22 protein-coding genes are annotated in these 26,852 nt (G+C 73.7%); 15 read left to right on the top strand and 7 right to left on the bottom strand.

Features of this window, described 5'->3' with window-relative positions; genetic code table 11:
* The first annotated feature begins 1 nt into the window (after window position 1).
* Window positions 2-2,167 carry a primosomal protein N' gene (locus BS83_RS28850; RefSeq protein ID WP_084714260.1) on the top strand — a complete coding sequence of 722 codons (2,166 nt, stop codon included), beginning with the start codon at window positions 2-4 and terminating at the stop codon, window positions 2,165-2,167.
* Window positions 2,168-2,337: 170 nt separating this feature from the next.
* Here BS83_RS28850 and BS83_RS28845 read toward each other — a convergent pair whose 3' ends face one another.
* Complete coding sequence (locus BS83_RS28845) at window positions 2,338-2,913, bottom strand: hypothetical protein (protein WP_037606411.1); 576 nt, start codon at window positions 2,911-2,913, stop codon at window positions 2,338-2,340.
* Window positions 2,914-3,204: 291 nt separating this feature from the next.
* On the opposite strand from BS83_RS28845, the gene def reads away from it, so the two are divergent.
* The 5 genes from def (at window position 3,205) to BS83_RS28820 (ending at window position 8,967) form a co-directional block, all read left to right on the top strand.
* Window positions 3,205-3,750: a peptide deformylase gene (def, locus tag BS83_RS28840; protein ID WP_037606410.1), complete on the top strand. Its 546-nt coding sequence runs from the start codon at window positions 3,205-3,207 to the stop codon at window positions 3,748-3,750.
* 61 nt (window positions 3,751-3,811) lie between these two features.
* On the top strand, window positions 3,812-4,738 hold the full coding sequence (fmt, locus tag BS83_RS28835) for a methionyl-tRNA formyltransferase (protein ID WP_037606409.1): 927 nt from the start codon (window positions 3,812-3,814) through the stop codon (window positions 4,736-4,738).
* A 257-nt stretch (window positions 4,739-4,995) separates the two neighbouring features.
* Entirely contained in the window at window positions 4,996-6,525 is a 1,530-nt protein-coding gene (locus BS83_RS28830; protein ID WP_037606408.1) for an RsmB/NOP family class I SAM-dependent RNA methyltransferase, read from the top strand.
* 172 nt (window positions 6,526-6,697) lie between these two features.
* On the top strand, window positions 6,698-7,381 hold the full coding sequence (rpe, locus tag BS83_RS28825) for a ribulose-phosphate 3-epimerase (RefSeq protein WP_037606407.1): 684 nt from the start codon (window positions 6,698-6,700) through the stop codon (window positions 7,379-7,381).
* 125 nt (window positions 7,382-7,506) lie between these two features.
* On the top strand, window positions 7,507-8,967 hold the full coding sequence (locus tag BS83_RS28820; protein ID WP_037606406.1) for a GuaB1 family IMP dehydrogenase-related protein: 1,461 nt from the start codon (window positions 7,507-7,509) through the stop codon (window positions 8,965-8,967).
* A gap of 24 nt (window positions 8,968-8,991) precedes the next feature.
* Here the strand turns inward: BS83_RS28820 and BS83_RS28815 are convergent, their stop codons facing one another.
* A complete protein-coding gene (locus BS83_RS28815) occupies window positions 8,992-9,690 on the bottom strand; it encodes a DUF5995 family protein (RefSeq protein ID WP_037606405.1) in 699 nt (232 codons plus the stop codon).
* A 117-nt stretch (window positions 9,691-9,807) separates the two neighbouring features.
* On the opposite strand from BS83_RS28815, the gene BS83_RS28810 reads away from it, so the two are divergent.
* A complete protein-coding gene (locus tag BS83_RS28810) occupies window positions 9,808-10,581 on the top strand; it encodes a metallophosphoesterase (protein ID WP_037606404.1) in 774 nt (257 codons plus the stop codon).
* 155 nt (window positions 10,582-10,736) lie between these two features.
* Here the strand turns inward: BS83_RS28810 and BS83_RS28805 are convergent, their stop codons facing one another.
* Window positions 10,737-11,594, bottom strand: coding sequence for an NAD-dependent epimerase/dehydratase family protein (locus BS83_RS28805; RefSeq protein ID WP_037610057.1), 858 nt, complete (start codon window positions 11,592-11,594; stop codon window positions 10,737-10,739).
* 216 nt (window positions 11,595-11,810) lie between these two features.
* Here BS83_RS28805 and BS83_RS28800 point away from each other — a divergent pair, with 216 nt between their 5' ends.
* Entirely contained in the window at window positions 11,811-12,668 is an 858-nt protein-coding gene (locus BS83_RS28800) for a helix-turn-helix transcriptional regulator (protein ID WP_051945629.1), read from the top strand.
* A gap of 36 nt (window positions 12,669-12,704) precedes the next feature.
* Here BS83_RS28800 and BS83_RS28795 read toward each other — a convergent pair whose 3' ends face one another.
* A complete protein-coding gene (locus BS83_RS28795; protein WP_084714255.1) occupies window positions 12,705-14,129 on the bottom strand; it encodes a DUF2252 domain-containing protein in 1,425 nt (474 codons plus the stop codon).
* Window positions 14,130-14,394: 265 nt separating this feature from the next.
* Between BS83_RS28795 and BS83_RS28790 the strand changes: the two genes are divergently transcribed.
* The 3 genes from BS83_RS28790 (at window position 14,395) to BS83_RS28780 (ending at window position 18,392) form a co-directional block, all read left to right on the top strand.
* Entirely contained in the window at window positions 14,395-15,810 is a 1,416-nt protein-coding gene (locus BS83_RS28790; protein ID WP_198035322.1) for an HNH endonuclease signature motif containing protein, read from the top strand.
* A gap of 122 nt (window positions 15,811-15,932) precedes the next feature.
* Window positions 15,933-16,481, top strand: a complete 549-nt coding sequence (locus BS83_RS28785; protein WP_037606401.1) for a GNAT family N-acetyltransferase — start codon at window positions 15,933-15,935, stop codon at window positions 16,479-16,481.
* 135 nt (window positions 16,482-16,616) lie between these two features.
* Window positions 16,617-18,392 (top strand): cholesterol oxidase substrate-binding domain-containing protein, encoded by a 1,776-nt coding sequence (locus tag BS83_RS28780; protein WP_037606400.1) that lies wholly within the window; start codon window positions 16,617-16,619, stop codon window positions 18,390-18,392.
* Window positions 18,393-18,423: 31 nt separating this feature from the next.
* On the opposite strand, the gene BS83_RS28775 is transcribed toward BS83_RS28780, so the two are convergent.
* Window positions 18,424-19,119: a class F sortase gene (locus BS83_RS28775; protein ID WP_084714249.1), complete on the bottom strand. Its 696-nt coding sequence runs from the start codon at window positions 19,117-19,119 to the stop codon at window positions 18,424-18,426.
* 272 nt (window positions 19,120-19,391) lie between these two features.
* On the opposite strand from BS83_RS28775, the gene BS83_RS28770 reads away from it, so the two are divergent.
* Window positions 19,392-19,904, top strand: a complete 513-nt coding sequence (locus tag BS83_RS28770; protein WP_037606399.1) for a hypothetical protein — start codon at window positions 19,392-19,394, stop codon at window positions 19,902-19,904.
* A gap of 292 nt (window positions 19,905-20,196) precedes the next feature.
* Window positions 20,197-20,922 carry a peptidoglycan-binding domain-containing protein gene (locus BS83_RS44355; RefSeq protein WP_157597353.1) on the top strand — a complete coding sequence of 242 codons (726 nt, stop codon included), beginning with the start codon at window positions 20,197-20,199 and terminating at the stop codon, window positions 20,920-20,922.
* Here the strand turns inward: BS83_RS44355 and BS83_RS28760 are convergent.
* Window positions 20,880-21,773, bottom strand: a complete 894-nt coding sequence (locus tag BS83_RS28760) for a patatin-like phospholipase family protein (RefSeq protein WP_051944217.1) — start codon at window positions 21,771-21,773, stop codon at window positions 20,880-20,882. The genes BS83_RS44355 and BS83_RS28760 overlap by 43 nt on opposite strands.
* A gap of 123 nt (window positions 21,774-21,896) precedes the next feature.
* Between BS83_RS28760 and BS83_RS28755 the strand changes: the two genes are divergently transcribed.
* Both BS83_RS28755 and BS83_RS47895 read left to right on the top strand, forming a co-directional pair.
* Window positions 21,897-23,519 carry an alpha/beta hydrolase gene (locus BS83_RS28755; RefSeq protein WP_063774245.1) on the top strand — a complete coding sequence of 541 codons (1,623 nt, stop codon included), beginning with the start codon at window positions 21,897-21,899 and terminating at the stop codon, window positions 23,517-23,519.
* Window positions 23,520-23,547: 28 nt separating this feature from the next.
* Window positions 23,548-24,258: a VOC family protein gene (locus tag BS83_RS47895; protein ID WP_051944215.1), complete on the top strand. Its 711-nt coding sequence runs from the start codon at window positions 23,548-23,550 to the stop codon at window positions 24,256-24,258.
* Here BS83_RS47895 and BS83_RS28745 read toward each other — a convergent pair.
* The gene (locus BS83_RS28745; protein WP_084714244.1) at window positions 24,245-26,683 is read right to left on the bottom strand and encodes an RICIN domain-containing protein; all 2,439 of its coding nucleotides are present in this window, start codon (window positions 26,681-26,683) and stop codon (window positions 24,245-24,247) included. The genes BS83_RS47895 and BS83_RS28745 overlap by 14 nt on opposite strands.
* Window positions 26,684-26,852: the final 169 nt, after the last annotated feature.

The raw sequence follows: 26,852 nt of genomic DNA, 5'->3' as shown, positions 1-26,852 counted from the left end.
GATGGCCCACTCAGAACACCCCGCCGCCGAAGACCCGGCCGCTCAGGACTCCGCCGCCGAACACCCCGCCGCCGAATACCCGGCCGCTCAGGACTCCGCCGCCGAGCCGCAGGGCGAGCAGCTGGAGTTGATCCGGACCGAGCTGCGGCGTGCCAAGGCGCGCCCGAAACCCAAGCCGGTCGCGGAGACGCTGCCGGTCGCCCGCGTCGTCGTGGACAAGGCCCTGTCGCACCTCGACCAGTTCTTCGACTACGCCGTCCCGGCCCGCCTCGCCGAGTCCGCGCAGCCGGGGGTGCGGGTGCGGGTGCGCTTCGGCGGACGGGTGGTCAAGGGCCAGGGGCGCCGGGAGGGCGGCAAGCTCGTCGACGGGTACGTCGTCGAACGGCTCGCGGCCAGTGACTTCGCGGGCCCGCTCGCGCCGCTGGCGCAGGTGCTCTCGCCGGAGCGGGTGCTCACCCCGGAGCTGCTGCGGCTCTGCCGTGCCGTCGCCGACCGCTACGCGGGGACGCTCGCCGACGTGCTGCAGTTGGCCGTGCCGCCCAAGCACAACAAGCCCGAGGGCGAGCTCGCGGCCGAACCGCCGGGTGGGCCGGTGCCCGCGCCCGCGCCGGCGGGCTGGGCCCGGTACCCGGAGGGCCCCTCCTTCCTCGCGGCGCTCGCGGCCGGCGAGTCCCCCCGTGCGGTCTGGTCGGCGCTCCCGGGGCCGACCTGGCCCGACGAACTGGCCCGCGCCGTCGCCGCCACCCTCGCCTCGGGGCGCGGCGCGCTCGTGCTGCTGCCCGACGGACGCGCCGTCGCCCGGCTCGACCGGGCGCTCGCCGACCTGCTCGGCGACGGCCGCCACGTCGCGCTCACCGCCGAGCTCGGCGCGGAGGAGCGCTACCGCCGCTGGCTCTCGGTCAGCCGGGGCGCGGTGCGGGCCGTGGTCGGGACGCGCGCGGCGATGTTCGCGCCCGTCGCCGACCTGGGCCTGGTCGCGGTGTGGGACGACGGCGACAGCTCGCACAGCGAGCCGCACGCGCCGCAGCCGCACGCCCGCGACGTCCTGTTGCTGCGCGCGGCCGAGGCGGGGGCGGGCGCGCTCGTCGGCGGCTTCGCGGTCACCGTCGAGGCCGCGCAGCTGCTGCGGACCGGCTGGGCCCGGCCGCTGGCCGCCCCACGGGAGGAGACCCGTCGGGCCGCGCCGCTGGTGCGGACGGTCGGCGACCACGACCAGGCCGCGGACGCCGCCGCGCTCGCCGCGCGGCTGCCGACGCTCGCCTGGCGGGTCGTCCGGGACGCGCTCGCGCACGGCCCGGTGCTGGTCCAGGTGCCCCGGCGCGGCTACGTGCCCAGGCTCTCCTGCGCCCGCTGCCGCGAACAGGCCCGCTGCGCGCACTGCGCGGGCCCCCTGGAGGCCCACGACGCGGCCGGGCCGCTCGGCTGCGCCTGGTGCGGCCGTCCCGAGGCCGACTGGCACTGCCGTGAGTGCGGCGGCTTCAAGCTGCGTGCCCAGGTGTTCGGCGCGCGGCGCACCGCGGACGAGCTCGGCCGGGCCTTTCCCTCGGTCCCCGTGCGGACCTCGGGGCGTGAGGGCGTGCTGACGACGGTGCCGGCCGCCCCGGCGCTGGTCGTCTCCACCCCGGGCGCCGAACCGGTGGCCGAGGGCCCCGGCTACGCGGCGGCGCTGCTGCTGGACGCCTGGGTGCTGCTCGGCCGACCGGATCTGCGCGCGGGCGAGGAGGCGCTGCGCCGTTGGCTGTCCGCGAGCGCGCTGGTGCGCGGCGCGGAGCAGGGCGGCACGGTCGTGGTCGTCGCCGAGCCCTCGCTCCGGCCGGTGCAGGCGCTCGTCCGCTGGGACCCGGCCGGGCACGCGGCCACGGAGCTCGCGGAGCGGGCGGAGCTCGGCTTCCCGCCGGTCTCCAGGATGGCGGCGGTCAGCGGCGCTCCGGCCGCGGTGGCCGACCTGCTGGCCCTGACCCGGCTGCCCGAGGGCACCGACCTGCTCGGCCCGGTGGCCGTCCCGGTGGGCCGGGGCGAGGACCGCGTCGACCGCGTGCTCCTGCGCGTCGCGCCCGGCCGCGGCGCGGCGCTGGCCACCGCGCTCAAGGCCGCCCAGGCGGCCCGCCTGGCCCGCGGCCGCGCCGACCCCGTCCGGGTCCGCATCGACCCTCCGGACATCGGCTGAGCCCCAGCGCTGCGCGCTTTTCTGCAGGCGAGGTGCCACCCCAGGAGCGCGGGCTTCCGCAGGCGAGGAACCAGGCACGGCCCCAGGGGCGCGCGCCCCCGAGGTGGCACCTCATCTGCCCAACGTTCCCCGGGGCCGCAGGTGGTCCCCGTCTGCCGGGGGTGCGGGCGTCAGCCCGGGTAGCGGGCGGGGAGGGCGGGGCCCGGGAGCGCGGAGCCCGGCAGCGCGGGGCCGCGGCGCGCGGAGGGGATCGGCGCGCGCAGCCCCTGCTGCTGATGCGGGAGCGGCAGCTCCGCCACCTGCGCCTCGGGGCTCTCGGCGACGATGGTGTCCTCGTCGTCCAGTGGCGCGCGTTGCGGCCCCGGGTGCCCCGACTGCAGCGGCGCGCCGTCGGGCGCGTTGCGGCGGACCCCGTACCGGCGGTGCACCGCCTGCTTGGTGACGCCGAGCGCGGAGCCCACCGCGTCCCACGAGAAGCCGAGCGAACGGTCGAACTCGACCGCGGCCGCGACCAGACCCTCCACGCTGTCCCGCAGCTCCTGCGCGAGCCTGACGGTCGGGGCGGGGGCGCGGCCGTAGACGACGAAGCCCGCCGCGGTGGTGGGGCGGCGCGGCCGGTAGACGTTGCCGAGCTGGGCGGTCAGGGTGCGCAGGGCGTCGACCTGACGGCGCACCCGTTCGATGTCGCGGACCAGCAGGTGCAGGCTGGCCCGGGCTCGGGCGTCGTGGGTGGCGTGTTCGACCATGGCGAGTATCTGGCCTCTCGGACGGCGGCGGGCGGACCCCGAGGGGAGGTTCCGGCGGTCAATCTCCTTTGACCAACGGGCGAAGTGTCGGATCGGTCACGGTGGGGGCGCGCACGAGGGCGCGCGGGGCTCGCGCGGTTGGCGCGCACCGGACACATGAGCCCCCGCCCGGAGACCCCGCCCGACCTCATAGACTTGTCGTCCTGTGCACGGCGAAACCCCGTTCCCGGCCCCCCGGGCGGCGCGCCGCCGCCCCTGCACGCCTCCATCCTGACGACGGGAGTCCGCGCCGTGGCCATCCAGCCGATCCGCATCTTCGGGGACCCGGTCCTGCGCATGAAGGCGCAGCCGGTGACCACCTTCGACAAGGAACTGCGCACCCTCGTCAAGGACCTGACCGAGACCATGAAGGACGCCCCGGGCTCCGGGCTGGCGGCGCCTCAGATCGGGGTCTCGCTGCGGGTGTTCACCTACCACGTGGACGGCGAGCTGGGCCACCTGATCAATCCCGTCCTCGACCTGAGCGAGGAGCAGCAGGAGGGTGACGAGGGCTGCCTGTCCCTGCCCGGGCTCACCTTCGACACCCGCCGCGCCTTCGGCGTCGTCGCCAAGGGCGTCAACATGCACGGCGACCCGGTGACCGTCGAGGGCACCCAGCTGCTGGCGCGCTGCATCCAGCACGAGACCGACCACCTGGACGGGATCATCTTCATCGACCGGCTGGACCGTGAGCAGCGCAAGGAGGCGATGCGGGCGATCCGGGAGGCGGAGTGGTCCGGCGACGCCGCCCCGCAGGTGCGGGTCTCCCCGCACAGCACCTTCGGTCGCGCGCTGTGAGCTGACCGCCCAGCCCGAGCCCGGTCTCCCTTACTGCTCCGCTCCGAAAGGCAGGACACCCATGAAGCTGGTCTTCGCAGGCACGCCCGAGGTCGCCGTCCCGGCCCTGGACGCGCTGATCGCCTCCCGGCACGAGGTCGTCGCCGTCGTCACCCGCCCCGACGCCCCCGCCGGGCGCGGCAGGAAGCTGGTCTCCAGCCCGGTCGCCCAGCGCGCCGAGGAGGCGGGCATCGAGGTGCTCAAGCCGGCGCGGCCGCGCGACCCCGACTTCCTGGCCCGGCTGGCCGAGATCGGCCCGGACTGCTGCCCCGTCGTCGCCTACGGCGCGCTGCTGCCCAAGTCCGCCCTGGACGTCCCCGCCCAGGGCTGGGTCAACCTGCACTTCTCGCTGTTGCCGGCCTGGCGCGGCGCGGCCCCGGTCCAGCACGCGGTGCTCTCCGGCGACGAGGTGACCGGCGCGTCGACCTTCCTGATCGAGGAGGGCCTGGACTCGGGACCGGTCTACGGCACGGTCACCGAGGAGATCCGCTTCGACGACACCAGCGGCGACCTGCTCGGCCGCCTCTCGGTGTCGGGTGCGCGGCTGCTGGTGGCCACGATGGACGGGATCGAGGACGGCACCCTGGAGGCGCGTCCGCAGCCCGGCGACGGCGTCACCCTGGCGCCGAAGATCAACGTCGAGGACGCCAGGATCGACTGGACCACCCCCGCTCTGCGGGTCGACCGCGTGGTGCGCGGCTGCGCGCCCGCCCCCGGCGCCTGGACCGAGTTCCGCGGCGAGCGCCTCAAGGTCGCCTCGCTGCGCCTGGCGGCAGGCCGTTCGGAGCTCGGCCCGGGCGAGGTGCTGGTGCAGAAGAACACCGTCCGTGTCGGTACGGGCTCGCACGAGATCGAGCTCGGTGAGGTGCAGCCGCAGGGCAAGAAGCGGATGTCCGCGGGCGACTGGGCCCGCGGCGCCCGCGTGGAGGAGCGCGAGCGCCTGGGCTGACCGTCGGTAACGCGGCAGCCGGAGCAGGTGCCCGCGACGCGGGTGCCGGTCGGTCCGCGCCGGGGATGGAGCCGTGGCCGCGCAGCGTCGCCGCCACGGCTTCGCGTGCGGGTTCGGCCGAGCCGCCGCCCAGGCGGGCGGCACGTGTCTGACGCCGCATCAGGACGAGCTCGGGGCGGAGATGGGGCATCATGGATCATGCGGAGACCACCGCACGCAGATAGCCCCCGTCAGCACCTTCAGTAAGGCCAGAGCAGATGACCACCCCTTCCCGCAACGCGCCCAAGGCCCCGGCGAAGAAGCGCCCCTACCGCAAGCCCGCGCAGGACCCGGCCCGCCGCGTCGCCTTCGACGCCCTCCGCGCCGTCGACGAGCGCGACGCGTACGCCAACCTGGTGCTTCCCGCGCTGCTGCGCAAGGCCGAGCAGGACGTGAACTTCACCCGCCGCGACGCCGCCTTCGCCACCGAGCTCGTCTACGGCACGCTCCGGATGCGCGGCAGCTACGACGCGATCATCGCCGCCTGCGTCGACCGTCCGCTCAGCCGGATCGACCCGCCGGTGCTGGACGTCATCTCGCTCGGTGCGCACCAGTTGCTGGCCACCCGGATCCCGACCCACGCCGCGGTCTCGGCCACCGTCGACCTGGCCAGGACCGTGCTCACCGAGGGCCCGGCGAAGTTCGTCAACGCGGTGCTGCGCAAGATCTCCCAGCACGACCTGGACACCTGGCTGGAGCAGGTCGCCCCGCCCTACGAGGACGACGCGGAGGAGCACCTCGGCGTCCTCTTCTCGCACCCGCGGTGGGTCGTCTCCGCGCTGTGGGACTCCCTCGGAGTCTGGCAGCCGCAGTCCGCCGGCCGCACCGCGATGGAGCAGCTGCTCGCCGCCGACAACGAGCGCCCGGCCGTCACCCTGGTCGCCCGCCCCGGCCGCTCGACGGTCGAGGAGCTCCGCGACGCCCTGGAGCGCGACGCCGACACGGCGAACGCGGACACGGACACGGGCGGCGACGGTGACCGTGACGGGGACCGTGAGGCTTCGGGCGGTGTGACCGAGCCCGGCCGGTGGTCGCCCTACGCGCTCCGGCTCGCCGAGGGCGGCGACCCGGCCGACCTCAAGGCCGTGCGCGAGAACCGCGCCGGTGTGCAGGACGAGGGCAGCCAGCTGGTCGCCGCCGCCCTCGCCGCCGCCCCGCTGGCCGGCGGGAGCGACGCGGTCTGGCTCGACGGCTGCGCGGGCCCCGGCGGCAAGGCGGCCCTCCTCGGCGCGCTGGCCGCCGAGCGCGGCGCGGCCCTGGTGGCGTCCGAGGCACAGCCGCACCGCGCCCGCCTGGTCGCGCGGGCGCTCGACGGCAACCCCGGCCCCTACGTGGTGATCACCGCCGACGGCACCCGTCCCGCCTGGAGGCCCGCTGCCTTCGACCGGGTGCTGGTCGACGTCCCCTGCTCCGGCCTCGGCGCGCTGCGCCGCCGCCCCGAGTCGCGCTGGCGTCGCCGCCCGGCCGACGTCGCGAACTTCGCGCCGCTCCAGCGGGCGCTGCTCCGTTCGGCCATCGAGGCCACCCGTCCGGGCGGGGTCGTCGGCTACGCGACCTGTTCGCCGCACCTGGCCGAGACCAGGGTCGTCGTCAACGACGTCCTCAAGGACCGCGACGACGTCGAGTGGATCGACGCCCGTCCGCTGCTGCCCGGCGTGCCGGACCTGGGCGAGGGCCCGGACATCCAGCTCTGGCCGCATCTCCACGGCACGGACGCGATGTACCTCGCGCTGCTGCGCCGGAAGTAGCCGTCCGGTCGGCCGCACGGCCGCAGGGGTCGCACCTCCGTCCGCTGGCTCGCTCGGCAGTTCGGGCCGACGGCCCGGGTGCGGCATGATGGCCCGGAGGGGGTCGTGCGGCCCCCTTCTGTCGCAGGTTCCCGTCGCAAGTTCCGTCCTGGTCTGAACGAGAGTGCGTGAGATGCCCCAGATCTGTCCCAGCATCCTGTCCGCCGACTTCGCCCGGCTCGCCGAGGAGGCGGAGGCCGTGCGCGGGGCCGACTGGCTGCACGTGGACGTGATGGACAACCACTTCGTGCCGAACCTGACGCTCGGCCTGCCGATCGTCGAGTCGCTGCGCAAGGCCACGGACATCCCGCTCGACTGCCACCTGATGATCGACGACCCTGACCGCTGGGCCCCGCAGTACGCGGAGGCGGGCGCGGGCTCGGTGACCTTCCACGCCGAGGCCGCCGCCGCGCCGGTCAGGCTCGCGCGCGACCTGCGCGCCCTCGGCGCACGGGCGTCCATGGCGCTCAAGCCGGCCACCCCCATCGAGCCCTTCGAGGACCTGCTGCCCGAGCTGGACATGGTGCTGATCATGACGGTCGAGCCCGGCTTCGGCGGTCAGTCCTTCCTCGACATCATGCTGCCCAAGATCCGCCGCACCCGGCAGCTGATCGACCGGCACGGGCTGCAGCTCTGGCTCCAGGTCGACGGCGGCGTCTCCGCGTCCACCATCGAGCGCTGCGCCGACGCGGGCGCGGACGTCTTCGTCGCCGGCTCGGCCGTGTACGGTGCGGACAACCCGGCCGCCGCGATCGAGGCGCTGCGGGCCGACGCGCAGGCCGCAACCGACAGCGCACCCTGGGTTCGCCGGGTCTGACGATCATGCCTTGTGCATAGCTACAACTCGATTTGGACGATCCTACGAGGTGCGGGCCGTTTTCGGCCCGCCGCCTTGTAGCGTTGCGCCATGAACCGCGCTGAGCAGCCCCGTACGCTGGAGGCATGCGGTTCTTGAATCCCGTCACGGGCGAGCTGGACCCCCGTCCCGCCGTGCCCTACGACCTCACGTACGACGACGTCTTCATGGTCCCCAGCCGTTCCGCGGTGGGCTCGCGCCAGGCGGTGGACCTCTCCAGCAACGACGGGACCGGCACGACCATCCCGCTGGTCGTGGCCAACATGACCGCGGTCGCCGGCCGCCGGATGGCCGAGACGGTGGCCCGCCGCGGCGGCATCGTCGCCATCCCGCAGGACATCCCGATCGAGGTCGTCTCCGAGGTCGTCAGCTGGGTCAAGCAGCGCCACCTCGTCCACGACACCGCCGTGACGCTCGCCCCCGGCGCGACGGTCGCCGACGCGCTCTCGCTGCTGCCGAAGCGCGCCCACGGCGCGCTGGTCGTGGTCGAGGACGGCAAGCCGGTCGGCGTCGTCTCCGAGGCCGACTGCAAGGGCGTGGACCGCTTCACCAGCCTCGCCTCGGTGATGACCAAGGAGCTGCTGCTCCTGGAGGAGGGCATCGACCCGCGCGAGGCCTTCGAGCGGCTGTCCGGCGCCCACCGCAAGCTCGCCCCCGTCGTGGACGGCCGCGGCGACCTGGTCGGCATCCTGACCCGCAAGGCCGCCCTGCGCGCCACCCTGTACCGCCCGGCGGTCGACGCCGGCGGGAAGCTGCGCATCGCCGCCACCGTCGGCATCAACGGCGACGTGGCCGGCAAGGCCAAGGCGCTGCTGGAGGCCGGAGCGGACGTGCTGATCGTGGACACCGCCCACGGCCACCAGGAGTCGATGATCAACGCGCTGCAGGCCGTGCGCGGCCTGGACCCGCAGGTCCCGATCGTGGCCGGCAACGTCGTCTCGGCGGCGGGCGTGCGCGACCTGGTCGAGGCGGGCGCGGACATCCTCAAGGTCGGCGTCGGCCCCGGCGCCATGTGCACCACCCGGATGATGACCGGCGTCGGCCGCCCGCAGTTCTCCGCCGTGCTGGAGTGCGCCGCCGAGGCGACCCGCCTGGGCAAGCACGTCTGGGCCGACGGCGGTGTCCGGCACCCGCGTGACGTGGCGATGGCGCTGGCCGCCGGCGCCTCCAACGTCATGATCGGCTCCTGGTTCGCCGGCACCTACGAGTCGCCCGGCGACCTGCAGACGGCCGCCGACGGCCGCCAGTACAAGGAGAGCTTCGGCATGGCCTCCGCCCGCGCGGTGCGCAACCGCACGGCCGAGGAGTCCAACTACGACCGCGCCCGCAAGGCGCTGTTCGAGGAGGGCATCTCCACCTCCCGCATGTTCCTCGACCCCGCCCGTCCCGGCGTCGAGGACCTGATCGACTCGATCATCGCGGGCGTCCGCTCCTCCTGCACCTACGCGGGCGCGGACTCGCTGGCGGACTTCCACGAGAAGGCCATCGTCGGCGTCCAGAGCGCCGCCGGCTACGCGGAGGGCAAGCCGCTGCACGCCAGCTGGTGACGCGCTGACGCGACGAGAAGGTGATCAGGCCGGCCGCTGTCGGCTCATCTCCCCGAGGGGAGTGAGCAGGCAGCGGCTGACCATTCCGGTCGAGCGGTCCAGCGCCGCCGCGGCGGCCGCGTAGGCGTCGGGGCGCGCCCGCAGGTCCCAGAGCATCCGGGCGGACACCCAGGCCGCGTCCCTGGCGGCGTCGATGCTCCACGAGCCGAGCAGGTGCAGCAGCGGATCGGCCACGTCCAGGTCCTGCGGGAGCGGTGCGAGTTCCTCACGGATCCGGTCCTCGACGGCCGCGAGCAGGTCGTTGATCCGGTGGAAGTCGGGGGCCAGCGCCTCCGGCGCGCAGCCGAGGCTGAGGCAGCTGTCGACGACCGCGAGCGGCAGGTCGTGCTCGATGTGGCTGTTCATCCCCGAGAGGGCGAACTGCACCGGCAGGATGCCGGGATGACGCCGCAGCGCCAGCAGCGGCCGCCAGCAGGCGGGCGGCAGCGGGGCCGCCAGCGCGTCGAGGAAGCGCTCCGCGAAGAGCGTGCTGAGCCGCGCCACCTCGGCCGGACCCCGGAAGTAGCCGTCCTCGCCGAGACGCCGCCCGACCGCCTCCGTCACCTGGAGGTACATCCCGCCGAAGACCCCCACCCCGTCCTTCGGCGGCAGCCCGAGAACGGCCGCCTCCAACCGCGCCGCGAGCACGGCGACGGCGTCACCGGGCGCGGTGCTCAGCTCCATGGCAGAAGCGTCGCAGCAGCGGTGGGCCCCGACGATCCCCCAGGCGGGTGGTCCGCGCCCGTTCGGTCCGTCGGCACCCGTTGGCTCGTCGTCGGCGGGGCTCCGTAGGGTGGCCGCATGATCGTTATCGCGCATCTGAGCGACATCCACCTCGACGCGGGCGGCAGGAAGGCCGAGCGGCACAGTGTCGCGCGGACGCGGGCGGTGATGGACTATCTGGAGCGACTGCCCTACGACCTCGACGCGGTCCTGGTCACCGGGGACATCGCCGACCACGCCGCGCCGGAGGAGTACGCGCGGGCGCGCAGGCTGCTGACCTCACGTCACCCGGTGCTGGTCTGCCCCGGGAACCACGACGCGCGCGCCCCCTTCCGGGAGGGACTGCTCGGTGAAGCGCCGTCAGGAGGGCCGGTGAACCAGGCGCTGGAGACGGACCGCTTCGTCGTCGCCCTGTGCGACTCCTCCGTCCCCGGCGAACACCACGGGCTGCTGGAGGACGCCACGCTCGCCTGGCTCGACGAGCTGCTCACCCGGACCCCGCGGACGGTGCCGGTGCTGGTGGGGTTCCACCATCCGCCGGTCACCGTACAGAGCCGGTTCACCGACTCCATCCGGCAGTTCGGCGAGGAGCGGCTGGCCGCCGTCGCGGAGCGGCATCCGCACCTGCTCGCCTTCGTGTGCGGGCACGCCCACGCGCCGGTCGCCACGACCTTCGCCGGCCGCCCGCTGCTGGTGGCGCCGGGCGTCGTCTCGACCCTGCGGCTCCCCTGGGAGCACGGTCCGGGCCGTACGTCCGCGGTGCTCGCGGACGTCCCGCCGGGGCTGCTGTTCCATGTGATCGACGAGGACGGTCGGCTGACGACGCACTTCCGGCCGGTGGCCATGGGGTGAGCGACGACTTCGGGTTACCCCGTCACGGGGCTGCGTCGCGTGGTGCTTCGCGGTGCAGGGCGGCGCGGTGCGGAGCTGCGCGTCACGGAGCTTCTCGGTGCGGGGCTGCGCGGTCGAGGCTGTGCGGTGCGGGGTTGTGCGGTGCAGGTTCTGCGTCACAGGGCCCCGGCGTCGCGGGCGGTCCAGACGGACGGGTAGAGGGGACGCCAGCCGAGCTCGTCGCGGAGCGACAGGTTGTCCGCGATGCCGTTCCAGGGATCGGGGTCGACCGCGTCGGCGTTCGCGGGCGGGAAGGCCGTCCGGTTGAGGCGGTGCAGGTCCCAGGCGGTGACCGGGGCGTCGTCGGACGCGTTGAACGCGCGTCCCTCGATGCCCGGCGTGCGCAGCGCCCGGTGCAGGGCCTGGGCCACGTCGGCGTGGTGGACCATCGGCAGGCGCTTGTGGGCCGGCCAGTCGGCGATGAAGTGCGCCGCCTGCGCCAGGTGCGGGTCACCCTCCCCGTAGACGAAGGCGAGCCGCACGACCACCGGGTTCAGGCCGGGGACGGCGGCCAGGCCCGCCTCGGCCTCCGCCTTGGTGGTGGGGTAGACGCCCCAACCGCTCTCCGGCCGCAGCTCGTCCGTGGGCTCGGCAGGACGGCCGCGGCCCGCGCCGTAGACCAGGTTCGTGCTCGTCTGCACGAAGCGCCGCACCCCGGCCTCGACGGCCTCGTGCCCCAGCGCCACAGCGGCGTCGCGGTTGACCGCCCAGGACTCCGCCTCGGGCACGCCCCGGAAGGCTGCGGCCACGTTCACCACCGCGTCCACGCCGTCCAACGCGCGCTTCCTGCTCCCGGCCTCGCGCAGATCGCCGATCACCGCCTCCGCGCCCAGCGTGGTGAACCGCGCTGCGCGCTCCTCGTCCCGCACCAGCACCCGGACCGTCTCACCCGCCGCCGCCCACTGCAGCAGCCGCGGCACGAACCGCCGCCCGACCTGCCCCGTCGCGCCGGTGACCAGAATCGTCGTCGTCATCGTCATGGTGTTCCCTCGTTCTCCGTCTCGTCCGCTGTCCGCTGTCCGCTGTCCGCTGTCCGCTGTCCGCGATCCGCTGTGCGCGGGCTCCTCGGTGACTTCAGCCTGCGGCGTGTGGACAGGGAACGGCAGAGACCTGCTGATCCAGGGATCGGCACTCCCTGGATCAGGGCGGGAGGAGCGACGATGCTGGTAGGCATGGATGGCACCGACCGCATGAACCGCCCCGGACTGGCCGACTTCCTGCGCCGCTCCCGCACTCGCCTGAGCCCCGCCGATCTTGGTCTGCCCGACGGTGCGCGTCGGCGGACGCCGGGGCTGCGCCGTGAGGAGGTGGCGGCGCAGGCGGGGATGTCGGTGGACTACTACACCCGGCTCGAGCAGCAGCGCGGTCCGAGACCTTCAGCGCAGCTGCTCGGCGCGCTGGCCCGCGCCCTGCGGCTGAGCGCCGACGAACGCGACCATCTCTTCCATCTGGCCGGCCAGCAGCCACCGGCCCGCCACTCCGTCGCGGACCACGTCCGCCCCGGCCTGCTGCTGATCCTGGACCGCCTCTGGGACACCCCCGCCCAGGTCATCTCGGACCTCGGCGACATCCTGGTGCAGAACGCGATGGCCAAGGCACTCTGGGGAGACAGCGCGGCCCGGTCGGCCGCTTCACGGAACATCGTCCTCCGCTGGTTCACCGAGCCGGAGTCCCGTGCCCTCATCCCGCAGGAGGACCACGAGCGCCTGGGGCGCTCCCACGTCGCCCATCTGCGCGCGGTCGCCGCCGCACGTCCCGAGGACCGGCGCGCGGCGCGGCTGGTGGAGCGGCTGCTGGCCAGCTCCGCGGAGTTCGCCATGCTCTGGGCGGAGCACGACGTCGCACAGCGGCGCAGCGACGTGAAGCGCATCCAGCACCCGGTGGTGGGTGAGCTGGAGCTGGCGTGCGAGGTCCTGGTGAACGACGGTGGTGAGCAGCGGCTGCTGGTCTACACGGCGGTGGCGGGCAGCGTCTCGGCGGAGCGGCTGGAACTGCTGCGTGTGGTCGGCCTTCAGGACCTGGCCCGCACGGAGGCGGGTCGGCCCTGAGCCGGGTGCGGTGATCGTGCAGCGCACGGGCGCGGGTCAGGACGGGGCGCTCACGCGACCGGTCTCGATCGCGTGCAGCAGCGCCCGGTGGTCGGCGGCGGTCTGCTCGGCGTAGCGCAGGGCGAACTCGCCCATCGCCCGGTCGAAGGCGTCGCCCGAGCCCAGGTACGAGGCCAGCGCGACCCGGTCGCCCGAGCGGGCGTGCCCACGCGCCAGCGTCTGCCCGCAGAGCGCGGCGTAGCGTCGCAGTTGCGCTCCGGTCAGCGTCTCCACGTCGGCGGCGCCCTTCATGTCGCGCAGCTGACGCAGGTAGAAGTAGCGGCCCTCGGGACCGGTCGCCCAGCCGAGCATGATGTCGCCCGAGGCTTGGAGCAGCCGCTGCCCGGCGACGACCCTGCGCCCCTGGTGCCGGTGCGGACTCGGCGCGAGATGGCGTGCCAGCACCGACTCCTCCGCCTCCTTCACCTGGAGGAAGAGGGGATCACCGTGCTGCCGGCCCTGCATCAGCACGATGAAGCAGCGGGTGCCCACGCTCCCCACGCCGACCACCTTGCGCGCGGTGTCGACCAGCCGGTGACGGTCCAGCAGCACGCGCAGCTCGGGCGGGAGACTGGCGCGGTAGTCGTCGAACACCTCCTGGACCACCGCCAGATCCGAGCGCGGCGTGCGCTCGACGAGGGGTGGGTCGTCGACGATCCGATGCTCGCCGTCCGCCCCCAGGACTGTGAGCTTCTCCAGTGCCTGGAGACTGGTCCTGCGGCGCGCCTGGGCGAAGGTCTGCTCGACCTGCCGTCGCCCGGCCCTGCGGCGCGTCAGACTCAGCAGTTCGTCGACGTCCGTGCGGCGGTACCAGACCTCGAACTCGCCCAGCCCCGCCAGGCTGCCCATCGCCTCCCGGTACCCACGCGCGGCGGCACGGGCGGCGCTGCCCGCCTCGTCGTCCGACCCGCCGTTCTGCCGCGCGGCGACGGCGACGCTCGCGGCGAGCCGCTTCACGTCCCATTCGAAGGGGCCGGCCAGCGTCTCGTCGAAGTCGTTCAGGTCGAAGAGGAGCTGCCGGTCCGGCGCGGCGAAGAGCCCGAAGTTGCACAGGTGGGCATCACCGCAGAGCTGCACCTCCAGGCCGGAGTGCGGTCCGGCCGCGAGATCCGCCGCCATGATCGCGGGCGCACCGCGGAGGAAGGCGAAGCGGGAGTCCGCCATCCGGCTGTAGCGGATCGGCACCAGTTCGGGCACACGGCTGGCGGCCTGGTGCTCCAGGATCACGATCGGGTCGACACGGTTGTCGGCCGGCACCCAGTCACCGAGCGCGCTGCGCCGCAGCCGCTTCCGCGCCGCCCGGCCACGCTCCGTCGACGCGGCGGCGGAGGTGGCGGCCGTGGCGGAAGGGGAGGTGACGGGGGAGGCGACGGGGGAGGTCCCGGGCGAGGGCGTGCGGCGATGGTGGGGTGCTGCGCTCATGTCGGTCCGCCCTCCCAACGGGCCAGGGGCCCCACCTCCGTGCCGCTGGCGCCCGCCATGGAGGCTAGACAACCGTGAGTGGGCCGGAAACGCCTGCCGGACTGCTGCGAGCGAGTGATGGTGGATCAAATCGAACAGAATGACTAACTCGTTCGTGTTCGGAAGATAGTCACGACGGGCCATGGTGGCGGGGTGGGCGGGGATTGATAATTGTTCTATGGACGCCTCGATGTTCGGGGGCGGGTGTGAAGACGGAGATGCGTCCATGGGTGAGGTGTTTTCTGCCTCGCTGGGGGACGTGTTCCGTGCGGATCCCCTGACCCCCTCAAGCTCCCGCCAGGCCCGTGCTGCGAGCACCGAGCCGCTGCGGACCCTGCCCTCTTCTTCTCTGACGTTCCTGGCCGCGTTGGCGGCGGAGGACGACGACGCCCTGTGCGCGGCCGGTGCCCCGTTCCAGGCCGAGCAGCTTCTCGCGCTGGTCCGCTTCGAGGAGATGGTGGGGGCGGAGCTGGCGCGTCGGGTGGCGGTGTTCGACCGCACGGGTGCGGTGGCGGCGACGCGTTCGCGGACGGCGAAGGGGTTCCTGCAGACGCACGGCCAGTTGAGCGACCGGGCGGCGAAGCAGCTCGTCGAGCGCGCACGCCGCCTGGACACCCTGCGCACCGTCCGCGCCGCGCAGGCGGCGGGAGAGCTGTCGGGGAGCCAGGCGGAGGTCATCGCCCACGAGATCACCGACGTGGAGGACCCCCAGGCTCGGGAGCAGGCCGAAGATCTCCTGGTCGGGCAGGCGAAGGAACTCCACCTGGGGCAGTTGAAGCAGGCGGCCCGGCAGGTCCGTGCCCATCTGGTGGAGGAGCAGGAGCCGCAGGTGAAGGATGCCCCGGCGCTGTTCCGTTCCACGGCGAGGCTGTCGCAGACCGGCACCAGCGATGACCCGTTCTGGGTGCTGACGGCGGAGCTGTCGGCGGTGGCGGGGGAGAAGCTGCGTGTGGCGCTGGAGGCGGCGATGGGCACCCCTGTCGAGGGGGAGACCCGGACGCATCCGGAGCGGATGGGCGACGCCCTCGAGGCGGTCGCCGACCTCGCGCTCGGGTGCGACAAGCTGCCCACCACCGGTGGTCAGCGCCCCCACTTCACCGTCATCGCGGACCTGGACGCGCTGCGGGAGGAGTGCCCCGCCCACCCCACCTTCACCGACGACGACCCCGAAGGGTCCCCGGCCGACGACGATGTGTCGGGGTTGCTGCACCCGGTCGGTGTCGCCACCTCCACGCGGGGGTTTCGGTTGCCGCGGTGGCAGGCCCGTAAGGAGTCCTGCGACTGCCGGCTCCGGGTGATCCTCACCAAGGGCCAGGGCAAGCCGGTCTCCATCGGCCGCGCCACCCGCACCGTCCCCGCGCACCTGCGGGACGCGGTCATCGCCCGGGACCGGCACTGCGTCTGGCCCGGCTGCACAAGGCCGCCCACCTGGTGCGAGGCCCACCACCTGACCCACTGGGCCGACGGCGGCCACACCAGCCTGAACAACCTCGCCCTGCTCTGCGGAGAACACCACACCGACCTCCACCACACCGGCTGGGAACTCGAAATGAGCAACGGCAGACCCACAGCCGTCCCACCACCCGACACACCCCCACCCCCCAACACCCGCTACCCCACTGAACAACCCCACAGCCGATGAGCCGCCCACCCGGCGGCCCATCGGCACGCCCGCACGCATGCCTGCAGCTCAGTAGCATCAGAACTACGACGCAGCCGTACCGCCCCCGCTGCATCATCGCCACCTCACGAACAGGAATGCCCATGTACGCCGTCCCGCTCGCCGACGACGCCGAGCTCCGCCCGTTGGAGCCGTGGCAGGCCGAGGAGTTCCTGGCCCACATGGACCGGGCACGCGACCACGTCGACCCTTGGATTCCCTGGGCCGCCAAGTCGACCGACCTCGCCTCCGCTCGTGCGACGCTCCAGAGCTACGCCGATCGGCAGGCGGCGGACACCGGGCGGATCTACGGGATCTGGCTGTCGGGCGTGCTCGTGGGCGGGGTCATGTTCGTGGCGTTTGACGCGGCGGCGGGGAACTGTGAGATCGGGGTCTGGACCGAGCCGGCCGGGGAGGGGCGCGGGCTGGTCACGGCGGCGGTACGGCGGCTGCTGGCGTACGCCTTCGAGGAGCGCGGGATGCACCGCGTGCAGTGGGTCAACAGCACCGGGAACACGCGGAGCCGCGCGGCGGCGCAGCGGGTCGGGATGCGGGCGGAGGGCGCGATGCGGGAGGCCTTCCTCTATCGGGGCGTGCGCCACGACCAGGAGTTCTGGTCCCTGCTGCGCAGCGAATGGCCGGGAGAGGGCTGATCCGCGCGGGTGTGAATGGCCGCCTCGTTCTTGACTTCTCTGCCGCCCCGCACCACGGTACCGCCTGACGGTCCATCAGATCCCGCTGTCAGCTGACCCGCACCCAGCCGAGCGCGGCACGTCAGGAGGGGAACGATGGAAGAGGACCGGACGTATGTCGAGCAGCCCGAGGCGGCCTCCGTGCTCTCCCGGCGGGCGTTGCTCGGGGCGTCAGCGGCCGCGGCGCTGGCCACGGTGGTGCAGTGGACCCCGCTCGGGCGGATCGCCGTGGCGAGCGCGGCTACGACGATTGCGGCGCCGCCGCAGTTTCCCGCCAGCATTCCGCTCTATCAGCAGACTTTTCAGAACTGGTCGGGCGAGGTCGTCGTCGAGGGGCTCTGGAGCTGCTCGCCGGCCTCCGCCGCCGATGTCGTCACCCTCGCGAACTGGGCCCACGCCAATGGCTGGCGGCTGCGTCCGCGCGGCGGCGGGTACAGCTGGTCGCCACTCGTCGCCTCGGCGGACACGCCGCCGAACGTGCTGTTCGTCGACACGACGACGCACCTCACCGGGATCACGGTCAATCCCGCGGGCTCCGGCGGCCAGGCGAGCGTCACCGTGCAGCCCGGCGCCTCCATGGACAACGTCCTCGGCACCCTGAAGAACGCGGGTCTGGGGCTCACCGGCTTCCCCGTGCTCGGCGCGGCCACCGTCGGCGGCGTGCTGGCGACCGGAGGGCGGGGGACCGGGGTTCCTGCGGTGGGGGAGAGCAGGCTCTCCGGGCACACCTACGGTTCGGTCAGCAACCTGATCACCAGCCTCACCGCCGTGGTCTGGGACGCGGGCAGCGGCGCCTACGTGCTGAGGACCTTCCAGCGCACCGACCCGCAGATTCAGGCGCTGCTGGTGAACCTCGGCCGGGCCTTCGTCACCGAGGCCACCCTCCGTGTGGGGGCGGACCAGCGGTTGCGCTGTCAGAGCTGGTTCAACGTGAGCGCGGCGAACCTCTTCGCGCCGCCCGCCTCGGCGGGGTCGCAGTCGCTCGCGTCGTACGTCGACAAGTGCGGCCGGGTGGTCTGCATCTGGTTCCCCTTCACCAGCTCGCCCTGGCTGCGGGTCTTCACGCCGACGCCGAGCCAGCCGTGGGTGTCGAGGGCGGTGACCGGGCCGTACGACTTCAGCTTCAACGACATCGTGCCGAAGAACGTCTCCGACCTCCTCTCCCAGATCATCGCGGGGGACGCCGCGGCGACGCCGAGTTTCACCCAGGCGCAGATGGACGGAGTCAGCGCCGGACTGATCTCCACCGGGACCTGGGACATCTGGGGGTGGTCCAGTGACGTGCTGCTCTACGTCCGGCCGACGACGCTGCGGATCACCTCCACCTGCTGCAACGTGGTGACCTCGCGGGCCAACGTGCAGCGGGTGGTGAGCGACTTCTTCGCGGAGTACAGCTCCCGGATCGCGGCCGCCGCCGCGAAGGGCCAGTATCCGATGAACGCCCCGTTGGAGATCCGGGTCACCGGCCTCGACCAGGCGGCCGACTGCGGTGTTCCCGGCGCGCGCGGGGCCCAGCTGTCGCCGCTGCGGACGCGGCCGGACCACCCCGAGTGGGACACGTCGGTGTGGTTCGACATGACCACCGTGCCCATCACGCCCGGCTGTCACGAGTTCATGGGCGGCATGGAGGCCTGGGTCCGGAGCCACTACACCGGTTCCTACGGGGCCGTGCACAACGAGTGGCCGAAGGAGTGGGCCAACTCCGCCTCCGGCGCCTGGACCGACCAGGCTGCGATCGGCGGGGCGATCCCGGACTCGTACCGCGCCGGCCAGGCTGCGGGCGACGGCTGGGACGCCGCCGTGGCGACCTTCCACGCGCTGGATCCGGCGGGGGTGTTCGGCAGTTCGTTCCTGGACCGGACCCTGGGCTGAGGACGGCCGCGCCCCTCGCCGAGGGGCGCGGCTACCGTGTCGCGACGAGGTGGGCGTAGACGACGACGTTGCCGTTGTAGCCTCCGGCCCGGGTGTAGGAGCCGCCGCAGGTGATCAGGCGGATCTCGGCGTCGGGGGCCGCGTGGTAGACCTTGGCGCTCGGGAACCGGTCCTTGGCGTAGACCTCGACCGCGTCGACGGAGAAGACCGCCGTCCGGCCGTCCTTGCGGAGCAGCTGCACCTGGTGGCCCTTGCGGAGTGAGCCGAGGTTGTAGAACACCGCGGGACCGCCCCAGGTGTCCACATGACCGTCGAGGATCGCCGTTCCGAGCTGACCCGGTGTCACGCCGCCCCGGTACCAGCCCGCGAGATTGCGGTTCCTGTCGTCCGGGGTGGCAAGCCGACCGGTGGCGTCGAGGCCGAGCGCGGTCACCGGTGCGTCGACGCCGATGACCGGGATCCTGACGCGTACCGGCGGGCTCGGGGGCAGTGGTTTCAGCGAGGGGACCGGTGCGGGGACCGGGGCGATCGCTGTCGACGGCCCGGTGAAGGCCTGGGCGGCGGAGGGCTCGGGTGGCTGTGAGGTCCGGCTGCCGTCCCACATCATCCAGGCGCCGAGCAGCAGCGGCAGCAACAACAGTCCTGCGGCCCGGCCCTGGCGGCGGCTGCGCCGCCGGGGCGGGGTGCGATTCGGGCGGCCGCGAAGGGGATCCTGGCGCTGCGTCATGAACCGCTCGCTTTCCTGGGTCGACTGCCTGCGGGCGGTCGGGAGAGTGATTCGAAATCATAGGAAGAAATGTCAGATGCCTGGCGCGTGCAAGCAGGCGACCGCCACGACGCCACCCATTCGGATGCGAACTCCTCCACGCGGATGATTAGTCATATGAACAGGGCTGTCGATCATGACGCGGTGACATGTCTGCTCCTGGCTTCCGCGACCGGAACCTCTCGTCCAGTCGGATGCTGGACGCCGGGTCGCGGGCTGGAGGAAAACCTCAGATGCGTCGTACCACCCTCGCCGTTGCCGGTGCCGCGCTAACGCTGGCCGTCGTGCCGGTCTCCACCTCCTCGGCGTTCGCGTCCTCGGGTGGGAGCGGCGCGAGCGCCACGGTGCATCCCGGGCGTGTTCCGCTGGGCGGTTCGTTCACTCTCGTCGTCGACTGCACCGCGTTCGCCGACCCGATGCCGACGAAGGCGGAGGGCCAGGGCCTCTCCGAGCCGATCACCCTCCACGCCGTCGAGGGCCACAAGGGCTGGTTCGCCGGTGAGGGCGAGGTCTCCCGCGACCTCGGCGGCGAGGACTCGGTCGGCATCTCGGGCAACTGCCTCAAGGGCGGCGAGGACGGCTCCGCGTTCATGGCGACCGTCAAGGTCGGCCCGAGCGGCTCGGTTCCCGCGGGTGTGGGCGGCAGCGTCCTCGGAGCCAATGCCGGCGAGGTCGCGGGCGGTGCGGTGCTGGTCGCGGGTGCGGGGTTCCTGGCGGTCCGTCGCAGGAAGGCCGGTCGGCTCTGAGCCGACCCGTCCGACCCGTCCGACCCGTCCGACCCCCTCGCGCCCGCCTCCTCCCACCCCTTCGCGCCGGCCCCACCCACGGCGCGCCGGCCGGTCCCTGCGTGCCCCCGAGCGCGGCGGGCCGGCCGACCTGCTTTTCCGGAGGCGGGCGGCGTCCGCGCGCCTCCTCGCGTCCCCTCATGCCTCCTCACGCCCCCTCTGGCCGCCGGTCGCCCTAGCACGAAGGTCCGACCCCGTCCGGCATTCGTGCAAACGAACCGGTGGTGCCGGATCTGCGTATCATCATCGCTTCGTGGAGACCCAGTCCGACCTCGTCCGTCCCTACGTCGCCCAGTTGGGCGAGTCCGCGACGGAATCCGACGCCCCGCCCGTGACCTGGGCGGAGTCCGGGCCCGAGCCTGCGCCGAGCGGGTCGTCCGGGCACCGCGGGGCGGGCCGGCGACGCCGGGTCAGGCCGGGCGTGGTGGCCGCGGCGCTGGCGGTGGCGGCCGTCGCGTCGGCGATTCTCGCGTCGACGCTGGACGGGTCGGGTGCGAACGGGGCGAACCCCGGCTCCCGCCCCGCGGCCCTGCTGCCGACCGCGAACGCCGACGCAGGTCCGTCCGGCGGTGCGCCGAGCAACTCCGCGGCGGCCTCGCCCGGTGCGGCGGGATCGGCGGGCGCACCGGCGTCGGCCGGTTCGGCCGGAGCGCCGGCGTCCCCGACGAGCGCCGCTCGCTCGACCGGGCAGCCCGCGTCGAGCTCCGGTGCGTCCACGACTCCCGGCGCGCAGCCTGCAGCCACCGCCGTTGGCGGGTCGGCCGCCGGCACGCTGCAACCGGGGGACCGGGGACCGGCCGTCACCCGGCTGCAACAGTTGCTCTTCGACCAGGGGTTCACCTACGTCTCCGTGACCGGGGTCTACGACGACGCCACCACGCGCGGGGTGACCCAGCTCCAGGAGAACCGCGATCTGACCGCGGATCCGCCGGGTGTCTACGGCCCGCAGAGCCGCGCCTCGCTGGACCCGGGGGACTGATCCCGCGCGCTGCACCACGCGGCGGCGACCTCGGCCGCGTGGGCCGCGGCCTGGGCGAGGCCCGCGCGGGCTGCGGGGGCACGGCGGGCCGGGTCGAGGACGTTGCGGCCGAAGGCGCGCCGTGCCGCGCGGTCCGGCGTGATCAGCGCGACCCGGGCTCCCTCCGCCGCCAGCCGGGCCGCCTGCGCGCGGGCGGTCTGGACGGGACCGCCGCCGAGCGAGACCGGCGCGATGATCACGACGTTGCGGTAGCCCGACGCCAGGTCCGCGTTGGCGGCCGAGCGGATGCCGCCGTCGATCCAGTGGCGTCCCGCCGCGCTGACGGGGGACCACACGCCCGGCACGGCGCAGCTCGCGGAGACGGCGTCGAGCAGGTCGAGCTCGCCGTCCCGGTCGAAGGCGGCGAACTCGCCGCTCCGCGCGTCGACCGCGGTGACGACCAGACGGCGCTCCGGCCAGTCGTGGCTGAGCAGGCGCTCCGCGATGACCTCGCGGTGCACGGAGGTGGCGCGGGGACCGGCGGCCAGGGCCAGTGCGCCCATCCGGGCGCCGAAGCTGCGCGCGTCGCGGGACCGGACGACGCCCCAGGCGTACCGCGCCATGACGGAGGCGCCGATGCGGGAGACGGTCTCGCCGGGGACGTGCTGCAGCTGTCGCTCGTACAGCTCGGCGGGGCTGACCAGGCCGGAGGTCAGCTGCGCGCCGACGATCGAGCCGGCCGAGGTGCCGACGACGAGGTCCGCCGTCGAACCCAGGTCGATCCCGGCCTGGGCCAGGCCGTGCAGGATGCCGCACTCCCACCCGATGCCGGTCAACCCGCCGCCGCCCAGGACCAGAGCCTTCTCGCGCATCGCGCCTCCCCCGCCGTCAGGACCCGCCGCAACCGGCGGGTAGCCGAAGATACCGCGTGCGCCGTGCCAGCGGACCGGACGCACCGGAGTGCGACCGCCGTGGCTCGGCCCGATGCTGGGCTCATGCGCGGACGCCGGGCAGGGATGGTGCTGGTACTGCTCGTCGCCGTCGGCGCGGGCGGCTGCGACTCCGGCACGGGCGCCGGGACGCCCGATCTGCGGGGCTACTACACCCAGCAGTTGACCTGGCGGACCTGCGGCGCCCAGGGGCTGACCGACTCCGCCCTGCGCGATCTGGGCGAGGCGGCGAACTCGGCGACCCTCGCGGCCATGGAGTGCGCCCGGCTGACCGTGCCCCGCGACTACGCCCGTCCCGCGGCGGGTGATCTCAAGCTGGCGCTGAGCCGCTTCCGCGCCAGGTCCGGCGGGGCGCGGATCGGCTCGCTGGTGCCGAACTTCGGCGGACCGGGCACGCCGGGGATCGACCAGCTCGGGGCGGAGATCGACAGCACCTTCGCCGGGCTGCGGGCGAGCTTCGACCTGATCGGCATGGATCCGCGCGGCTGGGGACAGAGCGAGCCGGTGACCTGCACCGGCTCCGGCGACGCGGCGGGGGCCACATCCGGGACGGGGGCGGGGGCTAGTGCTGGGCTCGGGGCCGGGGCCGCGGCGGACGATCCGCTGGCACAGCTCCAGCGGGTCGCCGCCGACCGGACCGCCCGCGCCCGTGGCTGCCAGGTGCGTTCGGGGGCGCTGCTGCCGTACGTCGGGACGGTCGACTCGGCGCGCGACCTGGACGTGCTGCGGGCCGCCCTCGGCGACCGGAAGCTCAACTTCCTCGGCTTCTCCTACGGATCGCGGCTGGGCGCGGTGTACGCGCACCAGTTCCCCTCCCTGGTCGGCCGGATGTCGCTGGACGGGATCATCGATCCCTCGCTCGACTACGCGGGGACGGCCGTCTCCCTGGTGCAGGCAGAGGAGCAGGGCGTCGGCAACTTCCTGGCCGACTGCCTGCGCCGCGGCCCGGCCGACTGCCCGTTCAGCGGCGACCAGGGCGAGGCGCGCGGGCAGCTGCAGCAGGCCTTCGACGCGGTGGCGGCGAAGCCCGTCGAGAGCACGGAGGGCACGCTGGACCGTGGCGTCTTCCAGAGCGCACTGAGCAGGGCGGTGTGGGACACCGGCTCGTGGCCGGACCTGCGCGCCGCGCTCACCGCGCTGATCCGGGACCAGGACGCGGGCCCGCTGGCGAAGCTGGGCGGGGCGACACCGCCCGCGGGCGCGTCCTCCGCCTCGTGGGTGGCCCCGGCCGTCGCCGACCCGCCGGGCGACAACGCGTCGGCGATCTACACGGCGGTCGAGTGCAGGGACACCGCCGGCCGCTACTCGCCCCCACAGGCGGTCGCCGCCACCACGGAGTTCCTGGCGGCCTCCTCACTCTTCGGGCCGGGAGCGGAGTCGAGCCTGCTGGACTGCAGCGGCTGGCCGGTGCGCGGCGACGACACCTGGCGGGACGTCAGCGCGAAGGGAGCGCCGCCGGTGCTCATGGTCGGCACCAGGACCGACCCGGCCACGCCCTATCCGGGCATGGCGCGGATGGCGACCGCCACCGGCGTCGGCGTGGTGCTCACCTACGCGGGTCAGGGGCACATCGCCTACCGGCTCAGCGACTGCGTGCGGCGCGCCGAGGACGCGTTTCTGACGTCGGGTACGCTGCCGAAACCGGGCACGGTGTGCCCGGCCGAGTGACCGCCTCGGTGCGGAGATGGGGGCCGGAATGGCGCGGACCGGGCTGGGCGGGGTCGTCGTCGAGGCGCTGGACCCGCCGGCGCTCGCGGGTTTCTGGGCCCGGGCGCTGGAGTGGGAGCAGCTTCCGGCCACCGGGGCCGGGACCATGGACAGCGCAGTGGAGGCAGTGGACGCAGCGGACATCGTGGGCGCAGTGGCCGGAGCGGTGGTGCTGCGGTCGCCGCGGCCGGGGAGGATCGGGCTCGCCTTCGTGCCGTCGGACCGCCCTCGGACCGTCAAGAACCGGCTGCATCTCGATCTCGCGGGCGGCGCGGCGGAGATCGCGCGACTGTCGGCGCTCGGCGCGGTCCCCTGCGACATCGGGCAGGGCGCGGTGCCGTGGGAGGTGCTGGCGGATCCGGAGGGCAACGAGTTCTGCGTGCTGCCGCACGTCGAGGCCGACGACCATCTCGCCGCGATCGCCCAGGACGCGGCCGACACCGAGCAGCAGATCCGGTTCTGGCAGCCCGCGACCGGCTGGGTCGAGGTCGCCCGCGGCGACTGGGGCGTCCGGCTGCGTGACCCGTCCGGCGAAGGCCCGACGCTGGTGATGGGGCCTCCGGCCGCGCCCCGGCGGGAACGCAACCGGTTGCGGCTGGCCCTCACCGGGCTCGACGCCTCCGGTGGCGGAGGCGTCGACCCCGAGGGGAACGCGTTCGAGCGGTGGGAGCCGTTCAGCGGTGGGCTCAGCCGACCTTGACCAGCTGCCACTGCTGGTTGGCGCCACCGTTGAGCGGCCACTGCAGGACGGTCGCGCCGGTGCTGGTCGAGCCGCCGTTGACGTCGACGAGTTCGGCGTCGGAGCGGCTTTCCAGGGTGTAGACGCCGTTTCCGGCGGGGGTCACCAGCCACTGCTGGTTGGCGCCGCCGTTGGCGGTCCAGAGTTCCAGCTGCGTGGCCTCGACCGAGCTCGCGTTCGGGACGTCGAGCGCCTTGCCGCTGGCGACGCCGGTCACCGCGTAGTAGCCGCCGCCGGCCTGGGCGAGCTTCCACTCCTGGTTGGCGCCGCCGTTGCGGGTCCACTGGATGATGGGCGTGCCGTCGGCGGTGCCCTGGCCACTGGCGTCCATCGCCAGGCCGCTCTTGCTGTTGACCAGGACGTAGGTGCCGGACAGGTCGGTGCTCGCGCCCGGGGTGACCGCGAGGTTGGCGAACTGTGCGCCGATCCAGCCCGAGGTGCCGATGCCGACCTGTCCCGAGGCGTAGGCGGTGTCGGTGACGGCGCCCCCGACCTGGTTGCCGTCGATGCGCGCGGTGATGGTGCTGCCCGCGAAGGAGAGCGCCAGCGTGTGCCAGGTGCCGGTGCCCGGGGCGGACACGGTTCCCGAGGCGAGGGTGCTCACGGTGCCGCCACTGCTGTTGCGCTGCAGCGACCAGGCGCCGGTGTTCGCGAGTTTCAGCTGGTAGGCGTTGATGTTCGCCGGGGAGAAGCCCTGCTGCAGGCCGACCCTGCCGAGCAGTACCGCGGAGCCCGCCTGCTGGAGCTGGGCGTCGACGGAGACGGTGTAGTCCGACCAGGAGAGGTCGCCCAGCACCGCGTAGGGGTCGCTGGCGTTGTCCCAGCTGATCGGGGCGGTCGTGGCCCGCTGCTGGACGCAGGTCCCGGAGCGGCCGCCGGTGCAGGGCTCCGCCTGGAAGGCGCCGTTGATCGCGGAGAGGTAGGGCACCTCCGAGCCGGCCGCGGTGCTGCCGATGGCGGCGGTGTAGGGGAGCGCGAGCACGGACCGGTTCGGGGAGCTCGCCGTGCCCGCGCCCTGCCCGGTCGTCGTGGTCACCGTGTAGACGTGGCCGGGTTGGAGGGTGAGCGTGTAGACGCCGCCGCTCGCGGTGAGGTCGGCGCCGTGGACCAGGTAGTCGCTCTGGTGGGAGGAGCCGAAGTCGCTGGACCAGACGTGCAGGCTGCCGCCGGGCAGGCCGCCGGTCACCGAGAAGGTGACGGTCTGTGCGGCGGTGGCGTCCAGGGTCTCGACGACGGTGCTCCAGGCGGACTTGTCGGCGGCGCGGTAGCTGACGTAGCTGCCGTTGCCTCGGGCGCCGCCGAGGTAGCCGCTGCCGCTGTCGAGGTACCGCCAGCCGGGCGCGGTGAACTGGGTGGTCTGCGCCACCGCCCAGGTGCTCCTGCCCACCTGGTAGTGGCCGGACCAGGGCTGGGTGGCGGTCAGCAGGCCCATCGTGTTGTACGGCAGGTTCTGGTAGATCGAGGCGACGAGTGGCCAGTTGATGAACGCGCTCATCTTCGCGTCGAGATACCCGCGGTTGATCGCGCGGGCGATCGGCGCGCCGCCGGTGTTGAAGTCCTCGGAGCCGTTCTCGCTCGCCCACAGCTGCTTGCCGGTCGCGAGCGCGTCGGCGGAGGCCGAGCAGCTGGTCATCGCGGACATGTAGCTGCACGGGTAGTGCGCGCCGACGATGTCGACGGCCGCGTTCAGGGCGGAGTCGGAGCGCATGCTGGTGGCGATGGACCAGTCGCTGTCCGCGCCGACGATCTTGGTGGCGTAGCCGTTGGCGGCGAGCGCGGCGTGCAGGTTCTCGTACCAGGAGGCGTTGAAGCCGCGCTCGTTCCAGCCGCCGAGGTAGTCGATGGTGAGGCCGTGGGATTTGGCGCAGCCGAGCCAGGCGAGCAGGTAGTCGACGGTGTCCTGGGACCAGAAGCTGCCGCCGCCGATCCAGCCGGGCGCGCCCCAGGCGAGTCCGTAGAGCTTGATGCCGGGGTTGCGGGCCTTGACCTGCTCCATCAGCCACCACTCGTAGCCGGCGTTGCAGTCGATCGCGCCGCGGGTGTGCTCGTGGCTGAGTTCGGAGCCGTCGGTGGAGTTGGTGTCGCCGCCGATCTCGACCTTCAGGATCTGCAGGGCCGCGCCGTAGCCGGGCTTGAACAGGTAGTCCAGGACCTGGCCGCGCTGCGGCTCGGGATAGTCGGCGAGCAGCCGGGAGTTGCCGCCGCCTCCGCTGATGGCGCCGACGCCGTCGAAGACCCGGCCGGAGCTGTTCCCATCGACGGTGACGGCGGTCGTGGTCGCCGCGTGGGCGATGCCGGGGAGCTGGCCGAGCAGGGCGGCGAGGAGGAGCGCGACGAGGAGGGAGAGGAGCCGGAACGGGCGGGAGAGGGGTGGGCGTGACGGCATGGCCTGGCCGCTCCAATCGGATCTGAATCAAACAGGACGAGACGATGGAGCGCGCGCTGATCCAACAGAAAGCAACTGATATCGCCAGAAGGTGACAGTAGGCAGTTGCTGATGAACCGTCAATGATTTACGCAGGGTTGCGCACACAGCTCACCCCGACGGCCTGCGG

The organism is Streptacidiphilus rugosus AM-16, from assembly GCF_000744655.1.
Lineage (GTDB): Bacteria > Actinomycetota > Actinomycetes > Streptomycetales > Streptomycetaceae > Streptacidiphilus > Streptacidiphilus rugosus.
Note: the sequence above shows the minus strand (reverse complement) of the source record. Positions and strands in the feature narration are given on the sequence as shown.